Below are 23860 nucleotides of genomic sequence, written 5' to 3'. Positions count from 1 at the left end.
CTCGTGACGAGTAGGGGCGGACGCCACGCATACGGCGCGCTCTCCGTGCTCGCGGCCGGAGCTCTCGTGCTCACCGGTTGCAGCAAGGGCGGCAGCGACGCCGGCGACAACAAGAAGCAGGACGAACAGAACGCCCAGCGCCAGCAGGCCTCCATCAAGTTCGGCGGCACGGCCGACTCCACCGGGCCCGCGGCCCCGGTGCCCGGCGCCAGGAACGGCGGCAGCATGGAGGTCCTCCAGCGCGACAGCTACGCGCACCTGGACCCCGCGCAGATCTACGTCAACGACGAGATGACGGTCGCGCAGCTGATCCACCGCGGCCTCACCGGCTACAAGGCGACCAGCAACGACGGCAAGAAGCACGAGGTGGTCGGCGACCTCGCCACCGACTCCGGCACCACCACCGACGGCGGCAGGACCTGGAAGTACACGCTCAAGGACGGCATCAAGTTCGCCGACGGCACACCGATCACCTCCAAGGACGTCCGCCAGACCTTCGAGCGACTCTTCGCGCCGTTCATCAACCAGGGCCCGACCTACATCCAGCAGTGGCTCGCGAACACCAGCGGCACCACCTACCGCAAGCTGCTGCCCGACGGCCCCTACAAGGGCAAGCACCTGCCGGACAGCGTGCTGTCCACGCCCGACGCCAAAACCATCGTCTTCCACTTCCAGAAGCCGCACCCGGACCTGCCGTACGCGCTGGCCATGGCCGGTTACTCCGTCGTCTCCGCCAAGGGCGACACCAAGGAGAAGTACGACAAGAACCCCGTCACCAGCGGCCCGTACAAGATCCAGTCGTTCCTGTCCGGCAAGTCGATGGTGCTGGTCAAGAACCCGAACTGGGACCCGAAGACGGACCCGATCCGCCACCAGTACGTGGACCGGTTCAACATCACCTTCAACCAGCAGTTCGAGGCGTCCACCAAGGCGCTGCTCGCCGACAGCGGCCCCGACCGGACGGGCATCAGCTGGAACAACCAGGTCGACGCGGGCAACCTGTCCGAGGTGCTGCGGAACCCGAAGCTCACGTCGCGGGTGGTCTCCGGCTACCAGCCGTACGTGGGCCAGATGAACATCAACATGAGCAAGCCCGAGATGAAGGACATCCGGGTCCGCCAGGCGATCGCCTACGCCCTGCCGGTCACCCCGTTCGTCCGCGCCTACGGCGGCACCGACGCCATGGAGATCGCGGGCGGCCTCATCAGCCCGACCGTCAGCGGCTACGACCCCTCCTTCGACCCCTACGGCAAGAAGAAGAAGCCGGCGGGCGACCCCGACAAGGCCCGCGCCCTGCTCAAGGCGGCCGGCAAGCTCAACATGAAGCTGACCTTCGGCTACATCAACACCCCCGAGGGCCAGCAGTACTCCACCGCCATGGCGGCCGGCCTGAAGAAGGCCGGCTTCAACGTCCAGCGGCAGGAGATCCCGGCCGAGACCTTCTACGACCAGGTCTCCAAGCTGAACAACCCCTACGACATCTTCCACACGGCCTGGGGCGCCGACTGGCCGTCCGCCTCGACGGTCATCCCGCCGCTGTACGACGGCCGGCAGATCGCCGACGGCGCCGCGAACTACTCGCAGGTCGACGACCCGCACGTGAACAGCGAGATCGACCGCATCAACACCATCACCGATCCGGTCAAGTCCGCGGCCGAGTGGGAGAAGCTCGACAAGTACCTGCTCACCAAGGTGGTCAACGAGGTTCCGACCGCGTACTACAAGCAGACCCAGATCGCCGGCTCCAAGGTCGGCGGCCTCGTCTACGACGACGTGATCGGCGGCGTCGACCCGCGTCGCCTCTTCATCAAGTAACCGTCTCCCGCCGCTCCCCGGCGCGCCTCACCGCCAGGCGCGCCGGGCAGCGCCCGGACCGCCGACGTCTGAGAGCTGCCCTGTCATGCTGCGCTTCCTCGTCCGCCGGATCATCGGTGCCGTCGTCATCCTGTTTCTGCTGAGCATCGTCACGTTCGTGCTGTTCTTCGGGGTGCCCCGAGACCCGGCGCTGCTGATGTGCGGCAAGACCTGCAACCCGGACAGCATCGCGAACATCCACCATGTGCTCGGCCTCGACAAGCCGCTCACCGAGCAGTACTGGATCTTCCTGCACAACCTCGTCATGGGCAGCAACCAGTTCGCCCAAGGGCCCTGCCCGGCACCGTGTTTCGGATACTCGTACCACACCAACGACCCGGTCTGGTCCACCCTGATGGACCGGCTGCCCACCACCGTCTCGCTCACCCTGGGCGCGGCCGTCTGCTTCCTGGTCGTCGGCCTCGGCACCGGTCTGCTCGCCGCCTGGCGGCGCGGCACCCTGATCGACAAGACGGCCACCGCGGGCGCCATGGTCATCAGCGCGCTCCAGATCTACTTCCTCGGCCCGCTCGCCCTGGCGATCCTCGTCTACCAGACCCACTGGTTCGACAAACCCGCCTACAACGACTTCACCGGCGACCCGCTGAGCTGGTTCACCGGGCTGATCATCCCCTGGGTGGTGCTGTCCACGATCTTCGCCGCGCAGTACACCCGTATGGCGCGCTCCGCGATGATCGAGCAGCTCCAGGAGGAACATGTGCGCACCGCCCGCGCCAAGGGCATGTCCCGCAGATACGTCTTCTTCCGCTACGCCTGGCGCGGCTCGCTGATCCCGATCGTCACCATCTTCGGCATCGACCTCGGCTCCCTGCTCGGCGGCGCCATCATCACCGAGTACACCTTCGGACTGCCGGGGCTCGGCCAACTCGCCGTGCAGTCCGTGTTCTTCAGCGATCTGCCGCTGCTGCTCGGAGTGATGCTGTTCGCCGCCACCATGATCCTGGTCTTCAACATCGTCGTCGACGCCGCCTATGCCTTCATCGACCCGCGCGTGCGGCTGGCCTAGAGGAGAGACATCCATGAGCACCCCTCTCCTGTCCGTGCGGGACCTGCACGTCAGCTTCAAGACGGAGGACGGCGTCGTACGGGCCGTGGACCGGCTCTCCTTCGACCTGGAACGCGGCCGGACGCTCGGCATCGTGGGCGAGTCCGGCTCGGGCAAGTCGGTGACGAACCTGACCATCCTCGGCCTGCACAACCCGATGTTCACCACCGTCGAGGGCGAGATCCTGCTGGACGGGCAGGAGCTGACCACCGCCCGCGAGCCGGAGCTGGAGAAGCTGCGCGGCAACAAAGTCGCCATGATCTTCCAGGACCCGCTCACCGCCCTCTCCCCGTACTACACCGTCGGCCGGCAGATCGCCGAGCCGTACATGAAGCACAACGGCGCCTCCAGGAAGCAGGCGTGGGAACGCGCGGTCGAGATGCTCGGCAAGGTCGGCATCCCCCACCCGCGGCAGCGGGCCAAGGACTACCCGCACCAGTTCTCCGGCGGCATGCGCCAGCGCGCCATGATCGCCATGGCCCTGGTCTGCGATCCCGACCTGCTCATCGCGGACGAACCGACCACCGCGCTCGACGTGACCGTACAGGCCCAGATTCTCGACCTGTTGAAGGACCTGCAACAGGAGTTCGGATCGGGCATCATCTTCATCACCCACGACTTGGGGGTGATCGCCGACATGGCCGACGACATCATGGTGATGTACGCGGGCAGCGCGGTCGAGCGGGGCACCACCGGACAGGTGCTGCGCTCGCCCCAGCACCCGTACACCTGGGGGCTGCTGAACTCCATGCCGCGCCTGGACTCCGACACCGGCGCGCGGCTGTCCCCGATACCGGGCGCCCCGCCCTCCCTGCTGAACCCGCCGTCCGGCTGCCGTTTCCACCCGCGCTGCGCCTTCCGGGACCGGGTGGCGGGAGCGGACCGCTGTACGACCGAACGCCCGCCGCTCGCCACCGACCGGGCGTCCGCCTGCCATCTGACCGCGGACCAGAAGCGCACCATCTTCATCGAGGAGATCAAGCCCCGCCTGGGCTAGGAGGACACTGTCATGACAGAGGACCTGGTCCTCCCGGCCCAGCGCCCGCAGGGCCCCGCCCCGGACGGGGAACCGCTGCTCGAAGTCAGGGGCCTGACCAAGCACTTCCCGGTCAAGGGCGGCTTCCCGATCCGCCGTACCGTCGGGCAGGTGCAGGCCGTGGACGGCATCGACCTGAGCGTGCGCACCGGTGAGAGCTTCGGGCTCGTCGGCGAGTCGGGCTGCGGCAAGTCCACCACGGGCCGGCTGATCACCCGGCTCATGGAGCCGACCGCCGGCACCGTCACCTACCGCGGCCGGGACATCAGCCACGCCTCGCGCAAGCAACTGGCGCCGATCCGCTCCGAGATACAGATGATCTTCCAGGACCCGTACTCGTCGCTGAACCCGCGGCAGACGGTCGGCAAGATCATCATGGGCCCGATGGAGATCAACGACATCAACCCGGCGGGCGGCCGGGAGAAGCGGGTGCGCGAGCTGCTGGAGATCGTCGGCCTCAACCCCGAGCACTACAACCGCTTCCCGCACGAGTTCTCCGGCGGTCAGCGCCAGCGCATCGGCGTGGCACGGGCACTGGCCCTGGAGCCCAAGCTGATCGTGGCCGACGAGCCGGTCTCCGCGCTGGACGTCTCCATCCAGGCCCAGGTGGTCAACCTGCTCCAGCAGGTGCAGAACGACCTGGGCATCGCGTTCCTCTTCATCGCCCATGACCTCGCGGTGGTACGGCACTTCTCGCAGCGGGTCGCGGTGATGTACCTCGGCAAGATCATCGAGGTGGGCGACCGGGACTCCATCTACACCCGCCCCCGTCACCCCTACACGCACGCCCTGCTGTCCGCGGTCCCCGAGGTCAACCTCGCGGACGAGGACACGGGCGGCCGGGAGCGCATCCGCCTGGCCGGCGACGTGCCCTCGCCCATCTCCCCGCCCTCGGGCTGCCGCTTCCGCACGCGCTGCTGGAAGGCCCAGGACAAGTGCGCCGCGCAGGAGCCGCCCCTGGTCCGGATCTCCGGCAACCACGAGGGCCACCTGACGGCCTGCCACTTCCCGGAGGAGCCGACGATCGAGGGCCGCGAGGAGGACATCGTCCTGGACCCGGCCCTGGCGGCACTGGAGGAGACGGGACCGGCCGAGGGGGAGGACCAGCCGTAACGCCCGAGGGCGCGTCCGCCGTCCGGCCCCGCCGGCGCGGCGGGGCCGGACGGCGGCGGGAATCCCGCCCTCCCCCGGACACGCAGAAGGCCCGTGCGGATGCGCACGGGCCTTCGCTCCCCTGGAATCGGACGTACATGGGCTCGGGTCAATGGGCCGCACAGTCCGTTCCGTGGCGGGACGGTCGACGAAAGGGGTGTGTCAGGCCGCCGCCTCGGGGTCCTTGGAGAGACGGGGGGCCGGGACCGTCTCCGCCGTCTCGGGGTAGTGGCACGCCGTCAGGTGGCCCGGCTTGTTGCCCTCGACCTGGACCAGCGGCGGGGCCTCCGAGGCGCACTTCTCCGTCGCCTTCCAGCAGCGGGTGCGGAAGCGGCAGCCGGACGGCGGATTGATGGGCGAGGGCACGTCACCGACCAGGCGGATGCGCTCGCGCGGCTCCTCGTCCACCGTAGCCTCGGGCACCGCGGACAGCAGCGCGCGGGTGTAGGGGTGACGCGGGTTGCCGTAGAGGTCCTCGCGGTCGGCGATCTCCACGATCTTGCCGAGGTACATCACCGCGACGCGCTGCGAGAAGTGCCGCACGATCGCGAGGTCGTGGGCGATGAAGACGAACGCGATGCCCAGCTCCTGCTGGACCTTCTGGAGCAGGTTGACCACTTGGGCCTGGATGGAGACGTCCAGTGCGGAGACCGGCTCGTCGGCCACGATCAGCTTGGGCTCCAGGGCCAGTGCCCGTGCCACGCCGATGCGCTGGCGCTGACCGCCGGAGAACTCGTGCGGGAAGCGGTTGTAGTGCTCGGGGTTGAGGCCGACGATCTCCAGCAGCTCGCGCACCCGCTTCTCCCGGCCGCCCGCCGGGTTGATGTCGTTGATCTCCATCGGGCCCATGATGATCTTGCCGACCGTCTGCCGCGGGTTCAGCGAGGCGTACGGGTCCTGGAAGATCATCTGGATCTCGGAGCGGATCGGCGCCAGCGTCTTGCGCCCCGCGTGCGTGATGTCCTGGCCCTGGTACTTGATCGTGCCGGCGGTCGGCTCCATGAGCCGGGTGATCAGCCGGCCCGTGGTGGACTTGCCGCAGCCCGACTCGCCGACCAGGCCCAGGCTCTCGCCCGCGGAGACCTGGAAGTCCAGCCCGTCCACGGCCTGCACCGCACCGACGGTCCGCCGGATCGGGAAGCCGCCCTTGATGGGGAAGTGCTTCGTCAGCCCGGAGACGTCCAGGAGGGGGTTCGTGTTGCTCATGATCGTGAAGTCCCGTCTGCGTCCGTCAGTTGTGCCGGGTCGCGGCGAAGTCGGCGAAGAGTTTCTGCTTCTGCTCGGCGGTGAGGTGGCAGGCCGAACCGCGGCCGTCCACGATCTCCAGCAGCGGGCGCTCGCTCGAGCACTTGCCGCCCGAGACCTTGTCCGTGAAGGTGCAGCGCGGGTGGAAGCGGCAGCCGGAGGGCGGGTTGAGCAGCGACGGCGGCGCACCCGGGATCGGCGTCAGCGGCACGTCGACCGGGCCGTTCAGGCTCGGCATCGAGTTCAGCAGGCCCAGCGTGTAGGGGTGCTGCGGGTCCCGCAGGACCTCCTCCTTGGTGCCGCGCTCCACGCACCGGCCGCCGTACATCACCAGCACGTCGTCGGCGATGTCGGCGATCACGCCCAGGTCGTGGGTGATGAAGATGATCGCGGTGCCGAACTCCTGCTGGAGATCCTTGAGCAGGTCCATGATCTGGGCCTGCACGGTCACGTCGAGGGCGGTGGTCGGCTCGTCGGCGATCAGCAGCTCGGGGTCGCAGACCAACGCCATGGCGATCATCGCGCGCTGGCGCATACCACCGGAGAACTGGTGCGGGTAGTCGTCCACCCGCATGTCCGGCTGCGGGATCCCGACCCTGCGCAGCATCTCGATGGCGCGCTTACGGGCCTCGGCCTTGCCGCAGCCGGTGTGCTTGCGGTAGGTCTCGGCGATCTGCGTGCCGACCTTGTGGTACGGCGACAGCGAGGCCAGGGCGTCCTGGAAGATCATGGACATCTTGTTGCCGCGCAACTGCTCCATCTGCCGCTCGGTGGCGGTGAGCAGATCCTGGCCGTCGAGGAGGATCTCGCCCTCGATCGACGTACGGGCCGGGTCGTGCAGGCCGAGGATGGTCAGGTTGGTGACCGACTTGCCGGAGCCCGACTCGCCCACGATGCCGAGCGTCTGACCCTTGGCCAGGTCGAAGCTGAGACCGTCGACGGCCTTGACGACGCCGTCCTCGGTCGAGAAGTGGACCTTTAGGTCCTTGATCGAGAGGAACGGCTGCTGATCGGTGCTCGTCACGGGGACGCTCCTGAGGGTGATGCGGGGGGTCGGGAATGGGGCGGAGGTCAGGCGAGCCGGATCCGCGGGTCGATGGAGGCGTAGACGGCGTCCACGATGATGTTGAAGATGACGATCGCGCCGGCGGACAGCAGGGTGACACCGAGCACCATGGGCAGGTCGCTCTGTTCCACCGACTTCAGCGCGAGCTGGCCCACACCCTGGAGGCTGAAGACCGTCTCGGTGATGATCGCGCCGCCGATGAGCGTGGCGAGGTCGATGCCGAAGATGGTGACGATCGGCCCCATGGCGCCTCGCCAGGCGAACCGGAAGAAGACGCTGCGGCGGGACAGGCCCTTCGCACGGGCCGTGCGCACGTAGTCCTCGCTGAGCGTTTCGACCATCTGGGAGCGGGTCATACGCGTGTAGTTGGCGGTCCAGATCAGCGCCAGCACCAGCCACGGCAGCAGCAGGCCGGAGGCCCACGCGGCCGGGTCGTCGGTGAGCGGGGTGTACGACGGGTTGTCGAGGATGCCGAGCTTGGCGACGAGGAAGTACATCGCGATGTAACCCACGAAGTAGATCTGCATCGAAGAGGCGACCAGGGATGCCGAGCTGGCGACCTTGTCCTGCCACTTGCCCTGCTTGACGGCGGCGATCATGCCGGCGCCGATACCGAAGACGAGGAACACCACTGCGGAACCGAAGGCGAGCGAGAGGGTCGTCGGCAGACGGTCCATGATCGTGCCGAGGACCGGCTCACGGTTGGCGAACGAGTAGCCGAGGCACGGGGCGGAGCAGTCACCGAAGTCGCCGTAACTGCGGCCGACGAAGATGCCCTTCAGCCAGTACCAGTACTGGACCGGGACCGGATGGTCGATGCCCAGGTTGTGCCGGACCTGCTTGAGCATGTCGGGCGTGCAGTTCTTGCCGCACGACATCATGGCGGGGTCACGCGGAATGGCGTAGAAGAGCCAGAAGGTGACGGCGCTGATGACCAGCAGGATGACCAGCGCGCCGAAGATTCGGCGAACAAGGAAGCGGAGCATGGGGCGTGACTTTCCGGACGGGGCGCCGTCGCCGGGGGTGAGGGGTTGGCCGGAGGGGCGGCCAGGTCCTGGCCGCCCCTGTGGGGTCTAGCGCGTCTACTTCTTCGCGTACAGCTTGCAGAGCGCGACGCAGGTGTTACCGGCGTCGTAGATCACGTTGCCGACCTTGGAACCGTGCATCCAGTTACGGATGGAGTGGTAGTCCGGGACGACCGGCGCGAGCTCCATGATCTGGCGGTCGATCGCACCCCAGGCCTTGTTGGCCTGCTTGACGTCTGTCATCTTCGCCGCGGCGTCGATCGCCTTGTTGACGCCCGAGTCGTTGAGCTGGGCGTAGTTGCTGCGGCCGTCGCCGATGTTCTTGCCGTCCCAGCAGGGGTAGAACACGGAGTAACCGCCCGGCCAGTCCGGGCTCCAGCCGGCCGCGAACAGGTCGTAGCCGTTGTCGATCTTGCCGATCTGCGTGTAGAAGGTCGTCTTGTCCAGCTGCTGGTTGACGACCTGGAAGCCCGCGGCCTCAAGGGCGTTCTTGATCGCCACGGCCTGCTTCACCGCGTTGTCCGACTGCTGGTAGGCGATGACCAGCTTCTGGCCCACCTTGCCGGCTTCCTTCAGCAGCGCCTTGGCCTTGGCAGGGTCCCCGCCCGGCTTCTGGAGCTTGCCGTACAGGTCGAACTTCTCGTAGCCGGGCGTGACCGGGCTGAGGATGGTGGTCGCCATCTCGGTGGAAGCAGCGCCACCGCGGATGGTCTGCAGCTGCTGCAGCGGCCAGGCGTAGTTGATGGCCTGGCGGACCTTGACGTCCTTGATCCGGGTCGTGTTGATCGGCCAGTAGTAGGTGACCGTGTCGACCTGGGTGAGGACGCGCTGCTTCAGCTTGGCGTTGGTGAGAACCTGCGCGATGCGCTCGGCGGCGACCTCGTTGAAGATCGACATGGCGTACTGGTCGTTGCCGCGGTCCGCTATGAAGCGGTCGGTGGAAGCGACCGGCTGGAAGCCGAACTGGAAGACGAACTTGTCCGGGTAGGCGTTGCGGATCGGGTCCGTCTTCGGGTCCCAGTGGTCGTTACGCACGTAGGTGAGGGACTTGCCGATCTGGCGGTTGCTGATCTTGTACGGGCCAAGGGCGAACGGCCGCTTGTCGTACTTCTCCTTGGTGTCCTGCTTCTTGCTGACCAGGCTGTAGCCCGCCATGGCGAGCGTGTAGTTGAAGTCCGTACGCGGCTCGGTCAGGTTGAAGGTGACCGTGTTGCCGGAGATTTCGAGCGAGTCGAGGTGCTTGCCGTCGTAGGGGCCCTTGTACTTGTCGCCGCCGACCAGCCACTGCTGGACGTAGCGCGGACCCTCGGTCACGAAGGACGCGAAGAGGCGCTCGAAGGTGTGGCGGACGTCGTCCATGGAGAGGGCGGAGCCGTCCTCCCACTTGATCCCGTCCTTGATGGTGAACGACCAGGTCTTGCCGCCGTTCTTCATGGTGCCGGCGTCCGTGGCGACGTCTCCGACGAGCGTGGCGCCGCCCTTGTCGTCCACCTTGTAGCCGGTCAGACCACGCAGGATCGGGCGGGTGATGGCCTGCTCGGTCTGGACGTAGATCTGAGCCGGGTCCATGTGGTCCATGTCGAACTGGTCGAGCGAGTAGATCGTCCCGCCCTTGACCGCGCCCGCAACCTCGGGAGCCGGACCCGTCGAGTCGGCCTTGGTGCCGACCGGGATGTTGATGGCCTTGGCCTTGCTCACCGACGGGACGCTGTTGTCGTTCGAGCCGTTGTCACTGCTGCTGCACGCGCTCAGCACAGTCGTGGAGGCGGCGGCCACACCCGTGGCGATCAGGAAGTTTCTACGAGAAAAAGACATGCTGAGCCTGCCTGTGGAAGGTCAATTCGGACGGTCGGAACCAGCCGGACGTCATCGAACCGGGCCGGGTGGAACTTGCTTGCTACCGCTTGGACTTGGGGTCCAGCGCGTCACGTACGGAGTCGCCCAGCAGGTTGAACGCGAGGACGAAGATCACCATGGAGATGCCGGGGAAGAGCATGAAGGTGATGTCTTCGGTGTAGAACTGGGCGCCACGGCCGATCATCACACCCCAGTCGGGCGTCGGGTCGATCATGCCGACACCGAGGAAGGCGAGACCTGCCTCGGCGGTCACGTACGCCGGGAGCAGCAGAGTGGACTGGATGATGATCGGCGTCCAGAGGTTGGGCAGCAGCTCCTTGAAGACGATGCGCATCGGAGACGCTCCCGTGACCTTCGCCGCCTCGACGAACTCACGCTCGCGCAGCCCGAGAACCTGGCCGCGCAGCAGTCGGGCGATGGACGCCCAGCCGAAGGCGGACAGGACCAGGATCAGCGCGGTGGCGCGCAGCCAGGTCGGGATGTTGTCGTCGGGCGCGACGAAGAAGCCGAAGACGACAGGCATGAAGGCGATGAAGAAGAGCGTGGACGGGAACGACAGCAGGATGTCGATGACCCGGCCGACGAGGTAGTCCGTCTTGCCGCCCAGGTAGCCCGCCGTGACGCCGATCACGACGCCCAGGAGAGTGGTGAGCAGGGTGGCGGCGGTGGCGATCCCCAGCGAGTTGCGGATGGCGTACAGCAGGAACGTGAAGACGTCCCGGCCGAGCTGCGGCTCGATGCCGAACCAGAAGTTGGAGCTCATGCCGCCGTTGGGGCCGGCGGGGTACGAGAACGCGTTGAGCAGCTCGGGGTGCTGAGTGGTGTACGTGGTGTACGGGTTCTTCCCGTACAGCTTCGCGATGAGGGGTGCCGCGATCCCGATCACGAAGAAGAAGATCACGATGTAGGCGGATATGACGCCCGTCTTGTCGCGCCTGAAGCGCTTCCAGGCGAGCCGGCCCGGGGAACGGCTCTCACTGCCCTTCGGACCGGTCGAAGTGGTCGACTTCGCGGCGGTCTCGTCGGTCACCTCAAGTGGGGCGGCCGCGGATGGAGTAGGGGGGGTCATGGTGCTCCTGGCCCAAGGGAGGGTCTGATGACTCCGCAGGGCGCTCCCCTACGGGCTACGCCGGACTTTTTCAACGCAATTCATTCAAGGTCAATAAATTCTCGACCGACTTGGGCTTGTCTTTACCTTCTTTACTTCCACTTGGTCGAACTGTAGCTACGCGGGTAGCGCGCTGTAATCAATCCGTGCTTCACATCGGACCAACTGGACTAATCGGGCAAGAAGTTCGTTATGCGGACGGTCGAGTGTCGAAATACGTACATCGGCCGGTTCGAATCCAACGTTTCGGCAACGTTACGCGGAGATCCGTTGCGTGCGCCGCACAAGATCGACAGGTGTCCGGGCCGGGGTGCCTGCATTCGGCTGACGTGTCCCTCTAAAGGTCCCTCAATCCGGTAATGCGTATGCGGTATGTGTCGTATGAGCCGATATTGACCGGGTAGTGAATTCGTTGATCGCCACGAGGAGGCGCCCATGCGGGGACCGATGCGTGTCGGACGGGTCGCCTGTGCTATTGCCGCCGCGCTGACGATGGCTGGATGTGGTGGTGGCGGCTACGGCGGAGCCGGAGTGCTCACCTCCTCCTGGGGCGACCCGCAGAACCCGCTGGAGCCGGCCAACACCAACGAGGTCCAGGGCGGCAAGGTGCTGGACATGGTCTTCCGGGGCCTGAAGAAGTACGACCCCCGCACCGGCCGGGCCGTGAACATGCTCGCCGAGCGCATCAGCACCCCGGACTCGCGCACCTTCACCGTCACCGTCAAGGACGGCTGGCGCTTCAGCAACGGGGAACCGGTCACCGCCCGGTCCTTCGTGGACGCCTGGAACTACGGGGCGAGCCTGCGGAACAACCAGAAGAACGCCTACTTCTTCGGCTACATCGACGGCTACGACAAGGTCCACCCCGACAGCGGCCGGCAGCGCGCCAGCGCCCTCTCCGGGCTCCGGGTCACCGGACCGCGGACCTTCACCGTCCGCCTGAACCAGAAGTTCGCCGGCTTCCCCGACACCCTCGGGTACGCCGCCTACGCGCCCCTGCCGCGCGCCTTCTTCACCGACCACGCCGGCTGGCTGCGCAAGCCGATCGGCAACGGGCCGTACCAGATCGCCTCGTACACCAAGGGCTCCGCGATGACCCTGAAGAAGTGGAACGGCTATCCGGGCCCCGACCCGGCGCGCAACGAGGGCGTGACGCTGCTCGTCTACACCGACAGCAACACCGCGTACACCGATGTGCTGGCCGGGAACCTCGACCTCGTCGACGACGTGCCCGCCACCCAGCTCAAGAACGTCCGTACCGACCTGGCCGGCCGCTACATCAACACCCCGGCCGGCATCCTCCAGACCCTGGCGTTCCCCTATTACGACCCGAAGTGGAACACCGAGGGGGCGCGCAAGGTCCGCACCGGGCTGTCCATGGCGATCGACCGCGAGCAGATCACCGAGACCATCTTCCGCCGCACCCGCACCCCGGCCACCGACTGGACCTCCCCGGTGCTCGGCACGGCGGGCGGCTTCCAGGCCGGGCTGTGCGGACACGCCTGCGACTACGACCCGGCGGGCGCCCGCAGGCTGGTCCGGGAGGGCGGCGGCATCCCCGGCGGCCGGCTGAAGATCACCTACAACGCGGACACCGGCTCGCACAAGCAGTGGGTGGACGCCGTGTGCAACTCCATCAACAACGCCCTCGGCGACGACAAGGCCTGCGTTGGCAACCCGGTCGGCACCTTCGCCGACTTCCGCAACCAGATCGCGCAGCACCGGATGAGCGGCCCCTTCCGGGCCGGCTGGCAGATGGACTACCCCTTGATCCAGAACTTCCTCCAGCCGCTGTACTACACGGACGCCTCCTCCAACGACGGCAAGTGGTCGAACAAGCAGTTCGACCGGCTCGTGGACCGGGCCAACGCGGAGACCGACCGGGCGGCCTCCGTGCGGCTGTTCCAGCAGGCCGAGAAGGTCGTCCGCGACAACATGGCGGCCATCCCGCTCTGGTACCAGAACGGCAGCGCCGGCTACACCGCCCGGCTCTCCCATGTGACGCTCAATCCGTTCAGCGTCCCGGTCTACAACGAGATCAAGGTCGGCTGAGCCGCGTGGGCCGCTACGTCGCGAGGCGACTGCTCCAGATGATCCCCGTCTTCATCGGGGCCACCCTGCTGATCTTCCTCATGGTGAACGTGATGGGCGATCCGATCGCCGGCCTGTGCGGCGAGCGCGCCTGCGACCCGGCGACCGCCGCCCAGCTGAAGCGGGAGTTCGGCCTCGACCAGCCGCTGTGGCGCCAGTACGTCACCTATATGGGGAACGTCTTCACCGGAAACTTCGGTACGGCGTTCAACGGGCAGCCCGTCACCGAGCTGATGGCGGCGGCGTTCCCGGTCACCATCCGGCTCACGATCGTGGCCATCGCCTTCGAGATCGTCATCGGCATCGCGCTCGGCGTCGTCACCGGGCTGCGGCGCGGCCACCCCGTCGACACCGGCGTCCTACTGGCCACCCTGGTCGTCATCTCCGTCCCCACCTTCGTCACCGGCCTGCTGCTGCAACTGCTGCTCGGCGTCGCCTGGGGCTGGATCAAACCGTCCGTCTCGCCGGCCGCCGCGTTCGGCGAGCTGATCGTGCCGGGACTCGTCCTCGCCTCCGTCTCCCTCGCCTACGTCACCCGGCTCACCCGCACCACCATCGCCGAGAACAAGCGCGCCGACTACGTGCGCACCGCGACCGCCAAGGGCCTGCCCCGGCGCCGCGTCGTCACCCGGCACCTGCTGCGCAACTCGCTGATCCCCGTGGTCACCTTCATCGGCACCGACATCGGGGCGCTGATGGGCGGCGCCATCGTCACCGAGCGGATCTTCAACATCCACGGCGTCGGCTACCAGCTCTACCAGGGCATCCTGCGCCAGAACACCCAGACGGTCGTCGGCTTCGTGACCGTCCTCGTGCTGGTCTTCCTGCTCGCCAACCTCCTCGTCGACCTCCTGTACGCCGTACTCGACCCGAGGATCCGCTATGCCTGAACAGCCGTACGAGCCCGAAGGGGCCATCGCCGGGACCGGCATGGGCGGTGCCATGGACCTCGGCGCGAGCGAGGCCGCCACCCTGGAGCCGGGCCCCGGCCCCGGCGCGCCGGACGGCGGCGGACCCGCGGGCCGGCCGCGCTCGCTGTGGTCGGACGCCTGGCGGGATCTGCGCCGCAACCCCGTCTTCCTGCTCTCCGCCCTGGTCATCCTCTTCCTGGTGTTCGTCTCCCTGTGGCCCTCGGCGATCGCCTCCGGCAGCCCGCTCAGCTGCGACCTGGCCAAGTCCCAGGACGGTCCGGGGCCCGGCGCGCCCTTCGGGTACGACGGGCAGGGCTGCAACGTCTACACACGCACCGTCTACGGGGCCCGTACGTCCGTCACGGTCGGCGTCCTGGCCACCCTGGGGGTCGCGGTCCTCGGGTCCGTCCTGGGCGGTCTGGCGGGCTATTTCGGCGGATGGTGGGACGCGCTGCTGTCCCGCACCACCGACATCTTCTTCGCCATCCCCGTCGTCCTCGGCGGCCTCGTGCTGCTGTCCGTGGTCACCAGCAACACGGTCTGGCCGGTGATCGGCTTCATGGTGCTGCTCGGCTGGCCGCAGATCTCCCGCATCGCGCGCGGCTCGGTCATCACCGCCCGCCAGCACGACTACGTGCAGGCGGCCCGTGCCCTCGGCGCCTCCGACTCGCGCATCCTGCTGCGGCACATCGCGCCGAACGCCGTCGCCCCGGTGATCGTGGTGGCGACCATCGCGCTCGGCACCTACATCTCCCTGGAGGCGACCCTGTCCTACCTGGGGGTGGGCCTCAAGCCGCCCAGCGTCTCCTGGGGCATCGACATCTCCGCCGCCTCCCCCTACATCCGCAACGCGCCGCACGCCCTGCTGTGGCCCTCCGGCGCCCTCGCCGTGACCGTCCTGGCCTTCATCATGCTCGGCGACGCGGTGCGCGACGCCCTCGACCCCAAGCTGAGGTGACGGCGCCATGCTGCTCGAAGTCTGCGATCTGCACGTGGAGTTCAGGACACGGGACGGGGTCGCCCACGCCGTCAACGGGGTGTCGTACGCCGTGGACGAGGGCGAGACGCTGGCCGTGCTCGGCGAGTCCGGATCGGGCAAGTCGGTGACCGCGCAGGCCGTGATGGGCATCCTCGACATGCCGCCGGGGCGGATCACCGGCGGCGAGATCCTCTTCCGGGGCCGGGACCTGCTGCGGATGAAGGAGGAGGAACGGCGAAAGCTGCGCGGCGCCCGGATGGCGATGATCTTCCAGGACGCGCTGTCGGCCCTCAACCCGGTGCTCTCCGTGGGCGATCAGCTCGCCGAGCTGTTCACGGTGCACCGGGGGATGTCGCGGAAGGCCGCGCGGGCGAAGGCCGTCGAGCTGATGGACCGGGTGCGCATCCCGGCCGCCGCCCAGCGGGTGCGGGACTATCCGCACCAGTTCTCCGGCGGGATGCGCCAGCGGATCATGATCGCCATGGCGCTGGCCCTGGAACCGGCCCTGGTCATCGCGGACGAGCCGACCACCGCCCTGGACGTCACCGTGCAGGCCCAGGTGATGGACCTGCTCGCCGAGTTGCAGCGCGAGTACCGCATGGGGCTCGTCCTCATCACCCACGACCTCGGGGTGGTGGCGGACGTGGCCGACCGGATCGCCGTGATGTACGCCGGGCGGATCGTGGAGTCGGCGCCGGTGCACGACATCTACAAGGCGCCCGCCCACCCCTACACCCGCGGCCTGCTCGACTCCATCCCGCGCCTGGACCTCAAGGGGCGGGAGCTGTACGCCATCAAGGGCCTGCCGCCGAACCTGGCGCACGTGCCGCCGGGCTGCTCCTTCCACCCGCGCTGTCCGATGGCACGGGAGGTCTGCCGCAGCGAGGTGCCCCCGCTGTACGAGGTGTCCGAAGCCCGCGGCAGCGCCTGCCACTTCTGGAGGGAGTGCCTGGATGGCGACGAGCGGTGAACCGGTCCTGGAGGTCAGCGGGCTCGTCAAGCACTACCCGCTGACCCGCGGCGTCCTGTTCAAGAAGCGGATCGGCGCGGTCCGGGCGGTCGACGGCGTCGACTTCACCCTCGGCCGGGGCGAGACCCTGGGCATCGTCGGCGAGTCGGGCTGCGGCAAGTCGACGGTCGCCAAGCTGCTGTGCAACCTGGAGCGGCCCACCGCCGGGTCCATCCGGTTCAAGGGCGAGGACATCACGCGGCTGTCCGGGCGCGCCCTGAAGGCGGTGCGCCGCAACATCCAGATGGTCTTCCAGGACCCCTACACCTCCCTCAACCCCCGGATGACCGTGGGGGACATCGTGGGGGAGCCGTACGAGATCCACCCCGAGGCGGCCCCCAAGGGGGACCGGCGCCGCCGGGTCCGGGAACTGCTGGACGTGGTGGGGCTCGACCCGGACTTCGTCAACCGCTACCCGCACCAGTTCTCCGGCGGCCAGCGCCAGCGCATCGGGATCGCGCGGGGGCTCGCGCTGCGCCCTGAGGTCATCGTGGCCGACGAGCCGGTGTCCGCGCTCGACGTGTCGGTGCAGGCACAGGTGATCAACCTGCTGGACCGGCTCCAGGCGGAGTTCGAGCTGTCGTACGTGTTCATCGCGCACGACCTGTCGATCGTGCGGCACATCTCGGACCGGGTCGGGGTCATGTACCTCGGCCGGATCGTGGAGACGGGGCGGGACACGGAGATCTACGAGCATCCGACGCACCCCTACACCCAGGCGCTGCTGTCCGCGGTGCCGGTCCCGGACCCCGAGGCGCGGGAGCGCCGCGAGCGCGTCATCCTCGGCGGGGACGTCCCCTCGCCCGCGGACATCCCCTCCGGGTGCCGCTTCCGCACCCGGTGCTGGAAGGCGCGGGAGCGGTGCGCCCTGGAGGTGCCGGCCCTCGCGGTGCCGGCCGTCTTCCGGGAGGGTCCGGCCGCCCACGACTCGGCGTGCCACTTCGCCGAGGAGAAGCGGGTGGTGCCGCCGGAGGCCACGGAGGCGAACGGCGACGGGCCGGGGTGACATGGCGCACCCCGGCCCGCTCACGGCACCCGCACGGCCGTACGCCGTACAGCCTGGCGTGTCCGTATATCGGAACCGCTTCCGTCAAGTTGCCCGGATGTTAACGCCGTTGACGGCCGCGGTCCGCCTCAGCCCAGGGCCCGCCGCAGGAAGTCCAACTGGAGGTTGAGCAGGTTCTCCGCGACCGTCTCCTGCGGGGTCATGTGGGTCACCCCGGACAGCGGCAGCACCTCGTGCGGGCGGCCCGCGGCCAGCAGCGCGGAGGACAGCCGCAGCGAGTGCGCGACCACCACGTTGTCGTCCGCCAGGCCGTGGATGACCATCATCGGGCGGTGCTGCCCTGCCGCGTCCACCAGACCGGCGTCGTCGATCAGCGAGTTGCGGCGGTAGACCTCCGGCTGCTCGGCCGGGTCGCCCAGGTAGCGCTCCTGGTAGTGGGTGTCGTAGAGCCGCAGGTCGGTCACGGGCGCGCCGACCACCGCCGCGTGGAAGACGTCCGGGCGGCGCAGCACCGCCAGCGCGGACAGGTAACCGCCGAAGGACCAGCCCCTGATGGCCACCCGGCCCAGGTCCAGCGGGAACCGCTCGGCGAGCGACCGCAGCGCGTCCACCTGGTCCTGGAGCACGATCTGGGCGATGTCGTCCTTGATCTCCTTCTCCCAGGCGGGCGAGCGCCCCGGAGTGCCCCGGCCGTCGGCGACCACCACGGCGAAGCCCTGGTCGGCGAACCACTGGGAGGTGAGGTAGGCGTTGTGCGCGGCGACCACCCGCTGACCGTGCGGGCCACCGTAGGGGTCGAGCAGCACCGGCAGGGGAGTGTCACCGTGGTAGTCCCGTGGCATAAGCACGGCGCACGGAATTCGGCGTGCGCCCCCCTCGGTGAGGGTGACCCTGGGGGACAAACCGGGGTCTTCGGCGTACGAGCGGACAGTCGCCGTCGGCTTTCCGTCAGCCAGCACCTGGACACGCGTGCCCGGCCTGTCAAGCGTCGCGGACACCAGCACGGTCACGCCCCCGGCGCGCACGGCCGAGTGCACGCCGGGTTCCTGCGACACGCGTTCCACGCCCAGCTCGTTCACCCGGTACACATGGATCTCGCCGGTCTCGGGATCCTCCGCGTCGGCTCCGGCGGAGGCGGTGACGAGCGTGTCGTCCGCACCCACGTCCAGAACCGCACGGATGTGCAACAGGCCGCTGGTCAGCGGACGTTCGCCCACGGCGAGCACTCGGGCGCCGCCCTCGTCGGCGATCCGGACCAGCTGTCCGGAGGGGCTCCAGCACGGCACCCCGGCGAAAAGTTCCAGCCAAATTGGGTCCTCGTCGGCGTGCACCATCCGGGTCGTCCCGGTGTCCGGGTCCACCGCCAGGTACAGCAGGCTCCGCTGGTCCCGCGACTGCACGAGGACCAGCGGCGCACCCGCCTGTGACCAGTGCACTCGGGCGAGGTAGGGGTAGCGGGCGCGGTCCCAGAGCACCTCCGTGCGCTCCCCGCCGAGGCCCAGCACGAACAGCCGTACGTCCGCGTTAGGGGTGCCCGCCGCGGGGTACGCGATGCTGTTGGGCTCGCGCTCGGGGTGGGCCGGATCGGAGATCCACCACCGGGCCACCGGCGTGTCGTCCGCACGGGCCACCAGCAGCCGGTCGCCGTCCGGCGCCCACCAGAAGCCCCGGTTGCGGCCCATCTCCTCGGCCGCGATGAACTCCGCGAGCCCGTAGGTCACCTGTTCCGTCTCCGGCTCGGCGAGCGCGCGGTCGCCCTCGCCGTCGGCGCCCACCACCCGCAGGGCACCCCGCGCGACGTAGGCGATGTGCCGGCCGTCGGGCGCCGGACGCGGGTCGATCACCGGTCCCGGAACGGGGAGTTCACGGCTCTCGCCGGTCGTCAGGTCGGCCGTGAAAAGCCGCCCTGACAAGGCGAAAGAAGCCAGCTCCACGGCGGCGTCGGTGGCGTAGCCGACGATGCCGGCCCCGCCCTCCCTGCTGCGCTCCCGGCGGGCCCGTTCCTCGGGCGAGAGCTGCTCCAAGGCGCCGCCCAGCAGGGCGCCCGGATCGGCGGCGAGGCGCTCGGTGCCGTCCGGGAGGTCCAGCACCCAGAGGGAGTTGGCCCGGTCGGCGCCGGAGCTCGAACGCAGGAACGCGACACGCGTGCCGTCGGGCGCCACGGTGAACCCGCGCGGCGCGCCGAGGGTGAACCGCTGGGTCCTCGCGTGTCTGCGGGGGAAGGAGTCGGACTCGGTCGTCATACCCCGACCATATTGGCCATGCGCCCCCTTGTGCGGCCGTGCGCCGAGAGATGCGCGAGTACGGATAGTTATGATCACTACCGCTGTGTGGGTATGAACCTGCCGGTGTCCGCATGGACTTGCTCTACCGATCTTTCCGAACAGCCGTGTCCCTGGGATCTTTGGAGGTGAGCCGCCGTGGCACTCTCGATTTCGGCGGTGGTGCTGCTGGCGATCATCGTCTTCCTGCTGATGAAGAAGTCGGGACTGAAGGGCGGCCACGCGGTCGTCTGCATGCTGCTCGGCTTCTACCTCGCCTCCTCGACCATCGCGCCCACGATCAGCCAGCTGACCACCAACGTGGCGAGCATGATCGGCAGCATCAAGTTCTGACCTGTTCTGCTTCGGCCCGCTGCCTGACTTCGTAAGCTTGACCGTCCTGGGACGAGTGAGGCTGGGGGCAGCGGGTGGACGAGCAGGGCGTGGACCGGAGACTGAGGGAACTGGCGAAGGCGTCAACCAACTTCGGGCGGCTGTATGGGTACCAGCCTCTCCTGGCGATCTGCGGCTCGCAGGCCGAACTCACCGTTCTGACCAACCCGAACGCGGCCTACGTCAGCGCCGGTCAGTTCGGTGAGGTCCTGGCCGAGGAGTTCGTCACCCGTACGGGCACCCGGGTCGAAGGCACCCGCCAGGTCGACCGCTTGAACGCACGCGCGCCGGCGTGCTCGTGGGCTGGAGCCGTGCGGCTTTCGACAAGCTGCGCCGAGGCCGGAACGACGCCGCGCACAACCACCTCTTTGACACGACGAAGGCCCTGGAGGCCCTGAAGCTGTGCTGGCAGCTCGGCGACCTGTTCGACCGGGCCCTGGGCGGCACGCGCACGGTGACGGCCTTCGTGCCTCCCACACTGCCTGCCGAGACCCCGTCGGTCTCTCCCGAAGAGCTCGCGGAGTTGCGGGAGGCCCTGAACGAGCATCGTCGTACTCTCGCCGAGTCGCAGGTGAAGCTCTCGGAGACCAGTGACCGTCTGGAGGCCGAGCGCCGCGCCCGTGCCAGGGCCGAGGAACTCATGGCCAGCGCGGAGCAGGCCAAGGTGATGCACGCCGCTCAGGTCGAGGAACTGCGGGCGGCGCACCGGCAGCAGTACGACCGCGAGCGCCTCCAGCCCCGCAGGATCGCCTCCGCCGCGCGCGACGCGATCGTGGAGCGCGCCCAGCGCCCGGCGCCTCTCAACGAGGTCCAGGCGCGGGCGAAGATCGACGCGATGCTCGCCGAGGCGGGCTGGGCGGTGCAGAAGAAGGCGGACGCCAACCCGCTGGCGGGCAGGGGCGGCGCCATCGAGGAGTTCACCGTTGCCACCGGCCGCGCCGACTACGTCCTCTACGTCGACGGCAAGATCGTCGGCGTCATCGAGGCCAAGCGCGAAGGCACGCCGCTGGCCGGAGCGCTGGGACAGAACGAGCGGTACGCGGCGGGCGTGCTCAAGGAACACGCGATGGCCGTGTGGCGCCGCGAGGAGTCCTTCGCGTTCCGCTACGCCACGACCGGCACGGAGACGTACTTCCTCAACCGGATCGACCCGGAGGCCCGCTCCCGGGAGGTCTTCGGCTTCCACCGCCCGGAGACTCTCGCGGCGTGGATGCGGTACGCCGAAGAGCATCCGGACGCCCCCACCTTCAGGGCGGCCCTGCGCACGAGTATGCCGCTGCTGGAGACCCACGGCCTGCGCATGGCCCAGGTGGAGGCGATCACCGGCCTGGAGGACTCCCTGGCCGCCGACAAGCCACGCGCCCTGATCCAGATGGCCACGGGCGCAGGCAAGACCTTCACGGCCGTCACGGAGACCTACCGGCTGCTCCGCCACGCGGGCGCCCGCCGGGTCCTCTTCCTCGTCGACCGCAACAACCTCGGCCGCCAGGCCCGCGCGGAGTTCGACAAGTACCGCACGCCGGACGAGAACCGGAAGCTGACCGACCTCTACAACGTCGACATGCTGGGCCGCGGCGGGCTCCAGGAGACCTCCTCGGTCGTGGTCTCCACCATCCAGCGGATGTACGCGCTTCTCAAGGGCGAGCCGCTGACGGACGAGCCGGAGACGACGGACGAGCCGGAGACGGACGAATCAGCGGGCGCCCCGTTGAACGAGACGTACGTGGCGGACGAGCCGATCACTGTCGAGTACAACCCGGACGTCCCGATCGAGTCGTTCGACGTGATCATCGTGGACGAGTGCCATCGCTCGATCTACGGTCTGTGGCGCGGGGTCCTGGAGTACTTCGACGCCCACCTGGTGGGCCTCACCGCCACGCCCACCCGGCAGACCAGGGGCTTCTTCGACCACAACGAGGTCTCGAAGTACACCTTCGAACAGGCTGTCGCCGACGGCGTCAACGTCGACTTCGACATCGTGCGCCTCAACACGGACCTGCGTGAGAACGGCGGCGCGAAGATCGAGAAGGGTACGACCGTCCGGATCCGGGACCGGCAGACGCGTGCCCAGCGGTACGAGGAACTGGACGAGGACTTCGCCTACACCACCTCACAGCTGGGTCGCTCGGTGATCACCGAGGACGAGATCCGCGCCGTGCTGACGACGTACAAGAACAACTGGCAGCGCTGGTTCCCGGGCCGGGCCGACCTTCCCAAGACCCTGGTCTTCGCGGCGGGCGACGACCACGCCGAGGAGGTGCTCAAGCAGGTCAAGGAGGTCTTCGGACGCGGCGACGAGTTCGCGAAGAAGATCACCTACCGGTCGCGGGCCAACGGTGACGACCCCGACTCCCTCATCAACGACCTGCGGAACTCGCCTCGCCTGCGGTCGCGGTGACCGTCGACATGATCGCCACGGGCACGGACGTGAAGCCGCTGGAGTGCGTGATCTTCCTGAGGTCGGTGAAGAGTCCGGTGCTCTTCGAGCAGATGAAGGGCCGGGGGGCCCGCTCCATCGACCCGGACGACCTGAAGAAGGTGACTCCGGAGGCGGCTTCCGACCTGACGAAGGACCGTTTCGTCCTCATGGACGCGGTGGGCGTCACCGACTCGCCTCTGGTGGACGCCCGCCCACTGATCCCGGCCGGCGAACAGCGGGGCGTCTCGCTGGCCATGCTCGCCAAGGGCGCCTCGGACACCAAGACCGGCGCCGGCCAGTACTTCACCCCCCGCGCGCTCATCGACGCCATGGTCGACTTCACGCAGCCCGACCACGACGACACCATCACCGACCCGGCCTGCGGTACCGGCGGCTTCCTCATCGCCGCCCACGCCTACATCCGCGAGCACCACATGAAGACCATGTCGCTGGACGAGCGCATGGCCTACGACAGCGGCCGCAAGATCTGGGGCAACGAACTCGTCACCGGCACCGCCCGCCTCGCCGCCATGAACATGCTCCTCCACGGCATCGGCAAGAGCGACGGCCCGAGCCTCATCACCGTCGGCGACGCCCTCGCCGACAAGCCCAGCGGCAAGCACGCCACCCTCGTCCTCGCCAACCCTCCCTTCGGCCGAAAGTCCGCGATCACCGTGATCGGTCAGGACGGCGAGGTGGAGAAGGAGGACATCCAGTACGACCGTGACGACTTCACCGCGACCACGACCAACAAGCAGCTCAACTTCCTGCAACACATCATGTCGCTCACGGCAGTTGGCGGACGTGCCGCCGTCGTCCTGCCCGACAACGTCCTCTTCGAGGGCGGGGCCGGTGAGAAGGTCCGCCGCAAGCTCCTGGACGAGTTCGACCTGCACACCATCCTGCGACTGCCCACCGGCATCTTCTACACGGGCGGCGTCAAGGCCAACGTCCTCTTCTTCGACAAGAAGTCCCCGCGCGCCGACGGCAAGCCGCACACCACCGAGACGTGGGTCTACGACTTCCGTACCGGCCAGCACTTCACGCTGAAGCAACGCCCGCTCACCCGCGCGCACTTGGACGACTTCGTAGCCGCCTACCGGCCCGGCAAGCCGCGGTCGTCGCGCATCGAGTCCGAGGACGAGAACGGGCCGTTCAAGAAGTTCAGCTACGAGGAACTGATCGCGCGCGACAAGGTCAACCTCGACATCACGTGGATGAAGGACCCGGCCCTCGGCGACGCCGACAGCGGTCTGCCGCCCGAGGTGATCGCCGAGGAGATCGTCCGCGACCTCCAGTCCGCCCTGAACGAGTTCACGGCCATCGCCCGCTCCCTGGGCGGCGAGGTGGACGTACCGGAGGTCGAGGTCGAGTGATCGGCC

Annotated in this window: 18 protein-coding genes; 12 read left to right on the top strand and 6 right to left on the bottom strand. The window is 68.4% G+C overall.

Annotated elements, in window-relative coordinates; translation table 11 throughout:
- Positions 1 to 3: 3 nt before the first annotated feature.
- The 4 genes from ACE4Q9_RS11935 (at position 4) to ACE4Q9_RS11920 (ending at position 5069) form a co-directional block, all read left to right on the top strand.
- Complete coding sequence (locus tag ACE4Q9_RS11935) at positions 4 to 1815, top strand: ABC transporter substrate-binding protein (protein ID WP_397984219.1); 1812 nt, start codon at positions 4 to 6, stop codon at positions 1813 to 1815.
- 85 nt (positions 1816 to 1900) lie between these two features.
- Positions 1901 to 2881: an ABC transporter permease gene (locus ACE4Q9_RS11930; protein WP_397984218.1), complete on the top strand. Its 981-nt coding sequence runs from the start codon at positions 1901 to 1903 to the stop codon at positions 2879 to 2881.
- Between the two features lie 13 nt (positions 2882 to 2894).
- A complete protein-coding gene (locus tag ACE4Q9_RS11925; RefSeq protein ID WP_397984217.1) occupies positions 2895 to 3917 on the top strand; it encodes an ABC transporter ATP-binding protein in 1023 nt (340 codons plus the stop codon).
- Positions 3918 to 3929: 12 nt separating this feature from the next.
- A complete protein-coding gene (locus tag ACE4Q9_RS11920) occupies positions 3930 to 5069 on the top strand; it encodes an ABC transporter ATP-binding protein (protein WP_397984216.1) in 1140 nt (379 codons plus the stop codon).
- Between the two features lie 201 nt (positions 5070 to 5270).
- Here ACE4Q9_RS11920 and ACE4Q9_RS11915 read toward each other — a convergent pair whose 3' ends face one another.
- The 5 genes from ACE4Q9_RS11915 to ACE4Q9_RS11895 form a co-directional block, all read right to left on the bottom strand.
- Positions 5271 to 6314 carry an ABC transporter ATP-binding protein gene (locus tag ACE4Q9_RS11915; protein WP_397984215.1) on the bottom strand — a complete coding sequence of 348 codons (1044 nt, stop codon included), beginning with the start codon at positions 6312 to 6314 and terminating at the stop codon, positions 5271 to 5273.
- 25 nt (positions 6315 to 6339) lie between these two features.
- Positions 6340 to 7377 carry an ABC transporter ATP-binding protein gene (locus tag ACE4Q9_RS11910; protein WP_397984214.1) on the bottom strand — a complete coding sequence of 346 codons (1038 nt, stop codon included), beginning with the start codon at positions 7375 to 7377 and terminating at the stop codon, positions 6340 to 6342.
- Positions 7378 to 7424: 47 nt separating this feature from the next.
- Complete coding sequence (locus ACE4Q9_RS11905; RefSeq protein WP_397984213.1) at positions 7425 to 8405, bottom strand: ABC transporter permease; 981 nt, start codon at positions 8403 to 8405, stop codon at positions 7425 to 7427.
- Positions 8406 to 8501: 96 nt separating this feature from the next.
- Positions 8502 to 10259: an ABC transporter substrate-binding protein gene (locus ACE4Q9_RS11900; protein ID WP_397984212.1), complete on the bottom strand. Its 1758-nt coding sequence runs from the start codon at positions 10257 to 10259 to the stop codon at positions 8502 to 8504.
- An 82-nt stretch (positions 10260 to 10341) separates the two neighbouring features.
- On the bottom strand, positions 10342 to 11370 hold the full coding sequence (locus ACE4Q9_RS11895; protein ID WP_397984211.1) for an ABC transporter permease: 1029 nt from the start codon (positions 11368 to 11370) through the stop codon (positions 10342 to 10344).
- Positions 11371 to 11844: 474 nt separating this feature from the next.
- On the opposite strand from ACE4Q9_RS11895, the gene ACE4Q9_RS11890 reads away from it, so the two are divergent.
- From ACE4Q9_RS11890 to ACE4Q9_RS11870, 5 genes are read left to right on the top strand one after another with little or no spacing between them, the layout of a single operon-like run.
- A complete protein-coding gene (locus ACE4Q9_RS11890; RefSeq protein WP_397984210.1) occupies positions 11845 to 13461 on the top strand; it encodes an ABC transporter substrate-binding protein in 1617 nt (538 codons plus the stop codon).
- A gap of 5 nt (positions 13462 to 13466) precedes the next feature.
- Complete coding sequence (locus ACE4Q9_RS11885) at positions 13467 to 14390, top strand: ABC transporter permease (protein ID WP_397984209.1); 924 nt, start codon at positions 13467 to 13469, stop codon at positions 14388 to 14390.
- Positions 14383 to 15369 (top strand): ABC transporter permease, encoded by a 987-nt coding sequence (locus tag ACE4Q9_RS11880; protein WP_397984208.1) that lies wholly within the window; start codon positions 14383 to 14385, stop codon positions 15367 to 15369. The genes ACE4Q9_RS11885 and ACE4Q9_RS11880 overlap by 8 nt, the downstream gene beginning before the upstream one ends.
- Before the next feature lie 7 nt (positions 15370 to 15376).
- Positions 15377 to 16360, top strand: coding sequence for an ABC transporter ATP-binding protein (locus ACE4Q9_RS11875; RefSeq protein WP_397984207.1), 984 nt, complete (start codon positions 15377 to 15379; stop codon positions 16358 to 16360).
- Positions 16344 to 17405 (top strand): ABC transporter ATP-binding protein, encoded by a 1062-nt coding sequence (locus tag ACE4Q9_RS11870; RefSeq protein ID WP_397984206.1) that lies wholly within the window; start codon positions 16344 to 16346, stop codon positions 17403 to 17405. The genes ACE4Q9_RS11875 and ACE4Q9_RS11870 overlap by 17 nt, the downstream gene beginning before the upstream one ends.
- A 128-nt stretch (positions 17406 to 17533) precedes the next feature.
- Here ACE4Q9_RS11870 and ACE4Q9_RS11865 read toward each other — a convergent pair whose 3' ends face one another.
- A complete protein-coding gene (locus tag ACE4Q9_RS11865; RefSeq protein WP_397984205.1) occupies positions 17534 to 19648 on the bottom strand; it encodes a prolyl oligopeptidase family serine peptidase in 2115 nt (704 codons plus the stop codon).
- Between the two features lie 177 nt (positions 19649 to 19825).
- On the opposite strand from ACE4Q9_RS11865, the gene ACE4Q9_RS11860 reads away from it, so the two are divergent.
- The 3 genes from ACE4Q9_RS11860 to ACE4Q9_RS11850 all read left to right on the top strand — a co-directional run bounded on the left by ACE4Q9_RS11860 (position 19826) and on the right by ACE4Q9_RS11850 (position 23854).
- Positions 19826 to 20020, top strand: coding sequence for a hypothetical protein (locus ACE4Q9_RS11860; RefSeq protein ID WP_037659963.1), 195 nt, complete (start codon positions 19826 to 19828; stop codon positions 20018 to 20020).
- 331 nt (positions 20021 to 20351) lie between these two features.
- A complete protein-coding gene (locus ACE4Q9_RS11855; RefSeq protein WP_397984204.1) occupies positions 20352 to 22457 on the top strand; it encodes a DEAD/DEAH box helicase family protein in 2106 nt (701 codons plus the stop codon).
- On the top strand, positions 22454 to 23854 hold the full coding sequence (locus ACE4Q9_RS11850; protein ID WP_397984203.1) for an N-6 DNA methylase: 1401 nt from the start codon (positions 22454 to 22456) through the stop codon (positions 23852 to 23854). The genes ACE4Q9_RS11855 and ACE4Q9_RS11850 overlap by 4 nt, the downstream gene beginning before the upstream one ends.
- The last annotated feature ends 6 nt before the right edge of the window (positions 23855 to 23860 follow it).

The sequence above is a fragment of the Streptomyces sp. AM6-12 genome, from assembly GCF_044327085.1.
Taxonomy (GTDB): Bacteria; Actinomycetota; Actinomycetes; order Streptomycetales; family Streptomycetaceae; genus Streptomyces.
Note: the sequence above shows the minus strand (reverse complement) of the source record. Positions and strands in the feature narration are given on the sequence as shown.

Bases quoted from the DNA above. Each gene is read 5' to 3' on its own strand.
- ACE4Q9_RS11880 (WP_397984208.1), top strand. From the start codon at position 14,383: ATGCCTGAACAGCCGTACGAGCCCGAAGGGGCCATCGCCGGGACCGGC.
- ACE4Q9_RS11930 (WP_397984218.1), top strand. From the start codon at position 1,901: ATGCTGCGCTTCCTCGTCCGCCGGATCATCGGTGCCGTCGTCATCCTG.
- ACE4Q9_RS11875 (WP_397984207.1), top strand. From the start codon at position 15,377: ATGCTGCTCGAAGTCTGCGATCTGCACGTGGAGTTCAGGACACGGGAC.
- ACE4Q9_RS11865 (WP_397984205.1), bottom strand. From the start codon at position 19,648: ATGACGACCGAGTCCGACTCCTTCCCCCGCAGACACGCGAGGACCCAG.
- ACE4Q9_RS11900 (WP_397984212.1), bottom strand. From the start codon at position 10,259: ATGTCTTTTTCTCGTAGAAACTTCCTGATCGCCACGGGTGTGGCCGCC.
- ACE4Q9_RS11890 (WP_397984210.1), top strand. From the start codon at position 11,845: ATGCGGGGACCGATGCGTGTCGGACGGGTCGCCTGTGCTATTGCCGCC.
- ACE4Q9_RS11905 (WP_397984213.1), bottom strand. From the start codon at position 8,405: ATGCTCCGCTTCCTTGTTCGCCGAATCTTCGGCGCGCTGGTCATCCTG.
- ACE4Q9_RS11920 (WP_397984216.1), top strand. From the start codon at position 3,930: ATGACAGAGGACCTGGTCCTCCCGGCCCAGCGCCCGCAGGGCCCCGCC.
- ACE4Q9_RS11870 (WP_397984206.1), top strand. From the start codon at position 16,344: ATGGCGACGAGCGGTGAACCGGTCCTGGAGGTCAGCGGGCTCGTCAAG.
- ACE4Q9_RS11895 (WP_397984211.1), bottom strand. From the start codon at position 11,370: ATGACCCCCCCTACTCCATCCGCGGCCGCCCCACTTGAGGTGACCGAC.
- ACE4Q9_RS11925 (WP_397984217.1), top strand. From the start codon at position 2,895: ATGAGCACCCCTCTCCTGTCCGTGCGGGACCTGCACGTCAGCTTCAAG.
- ACE4Q9_RS11915 (WP_397984215.1), bottom strand. From the start codon at position 6,314: ATGAGCAACACGAACCCCCTCCTGGACGTCTCCGGGCTGACGAAGCAC.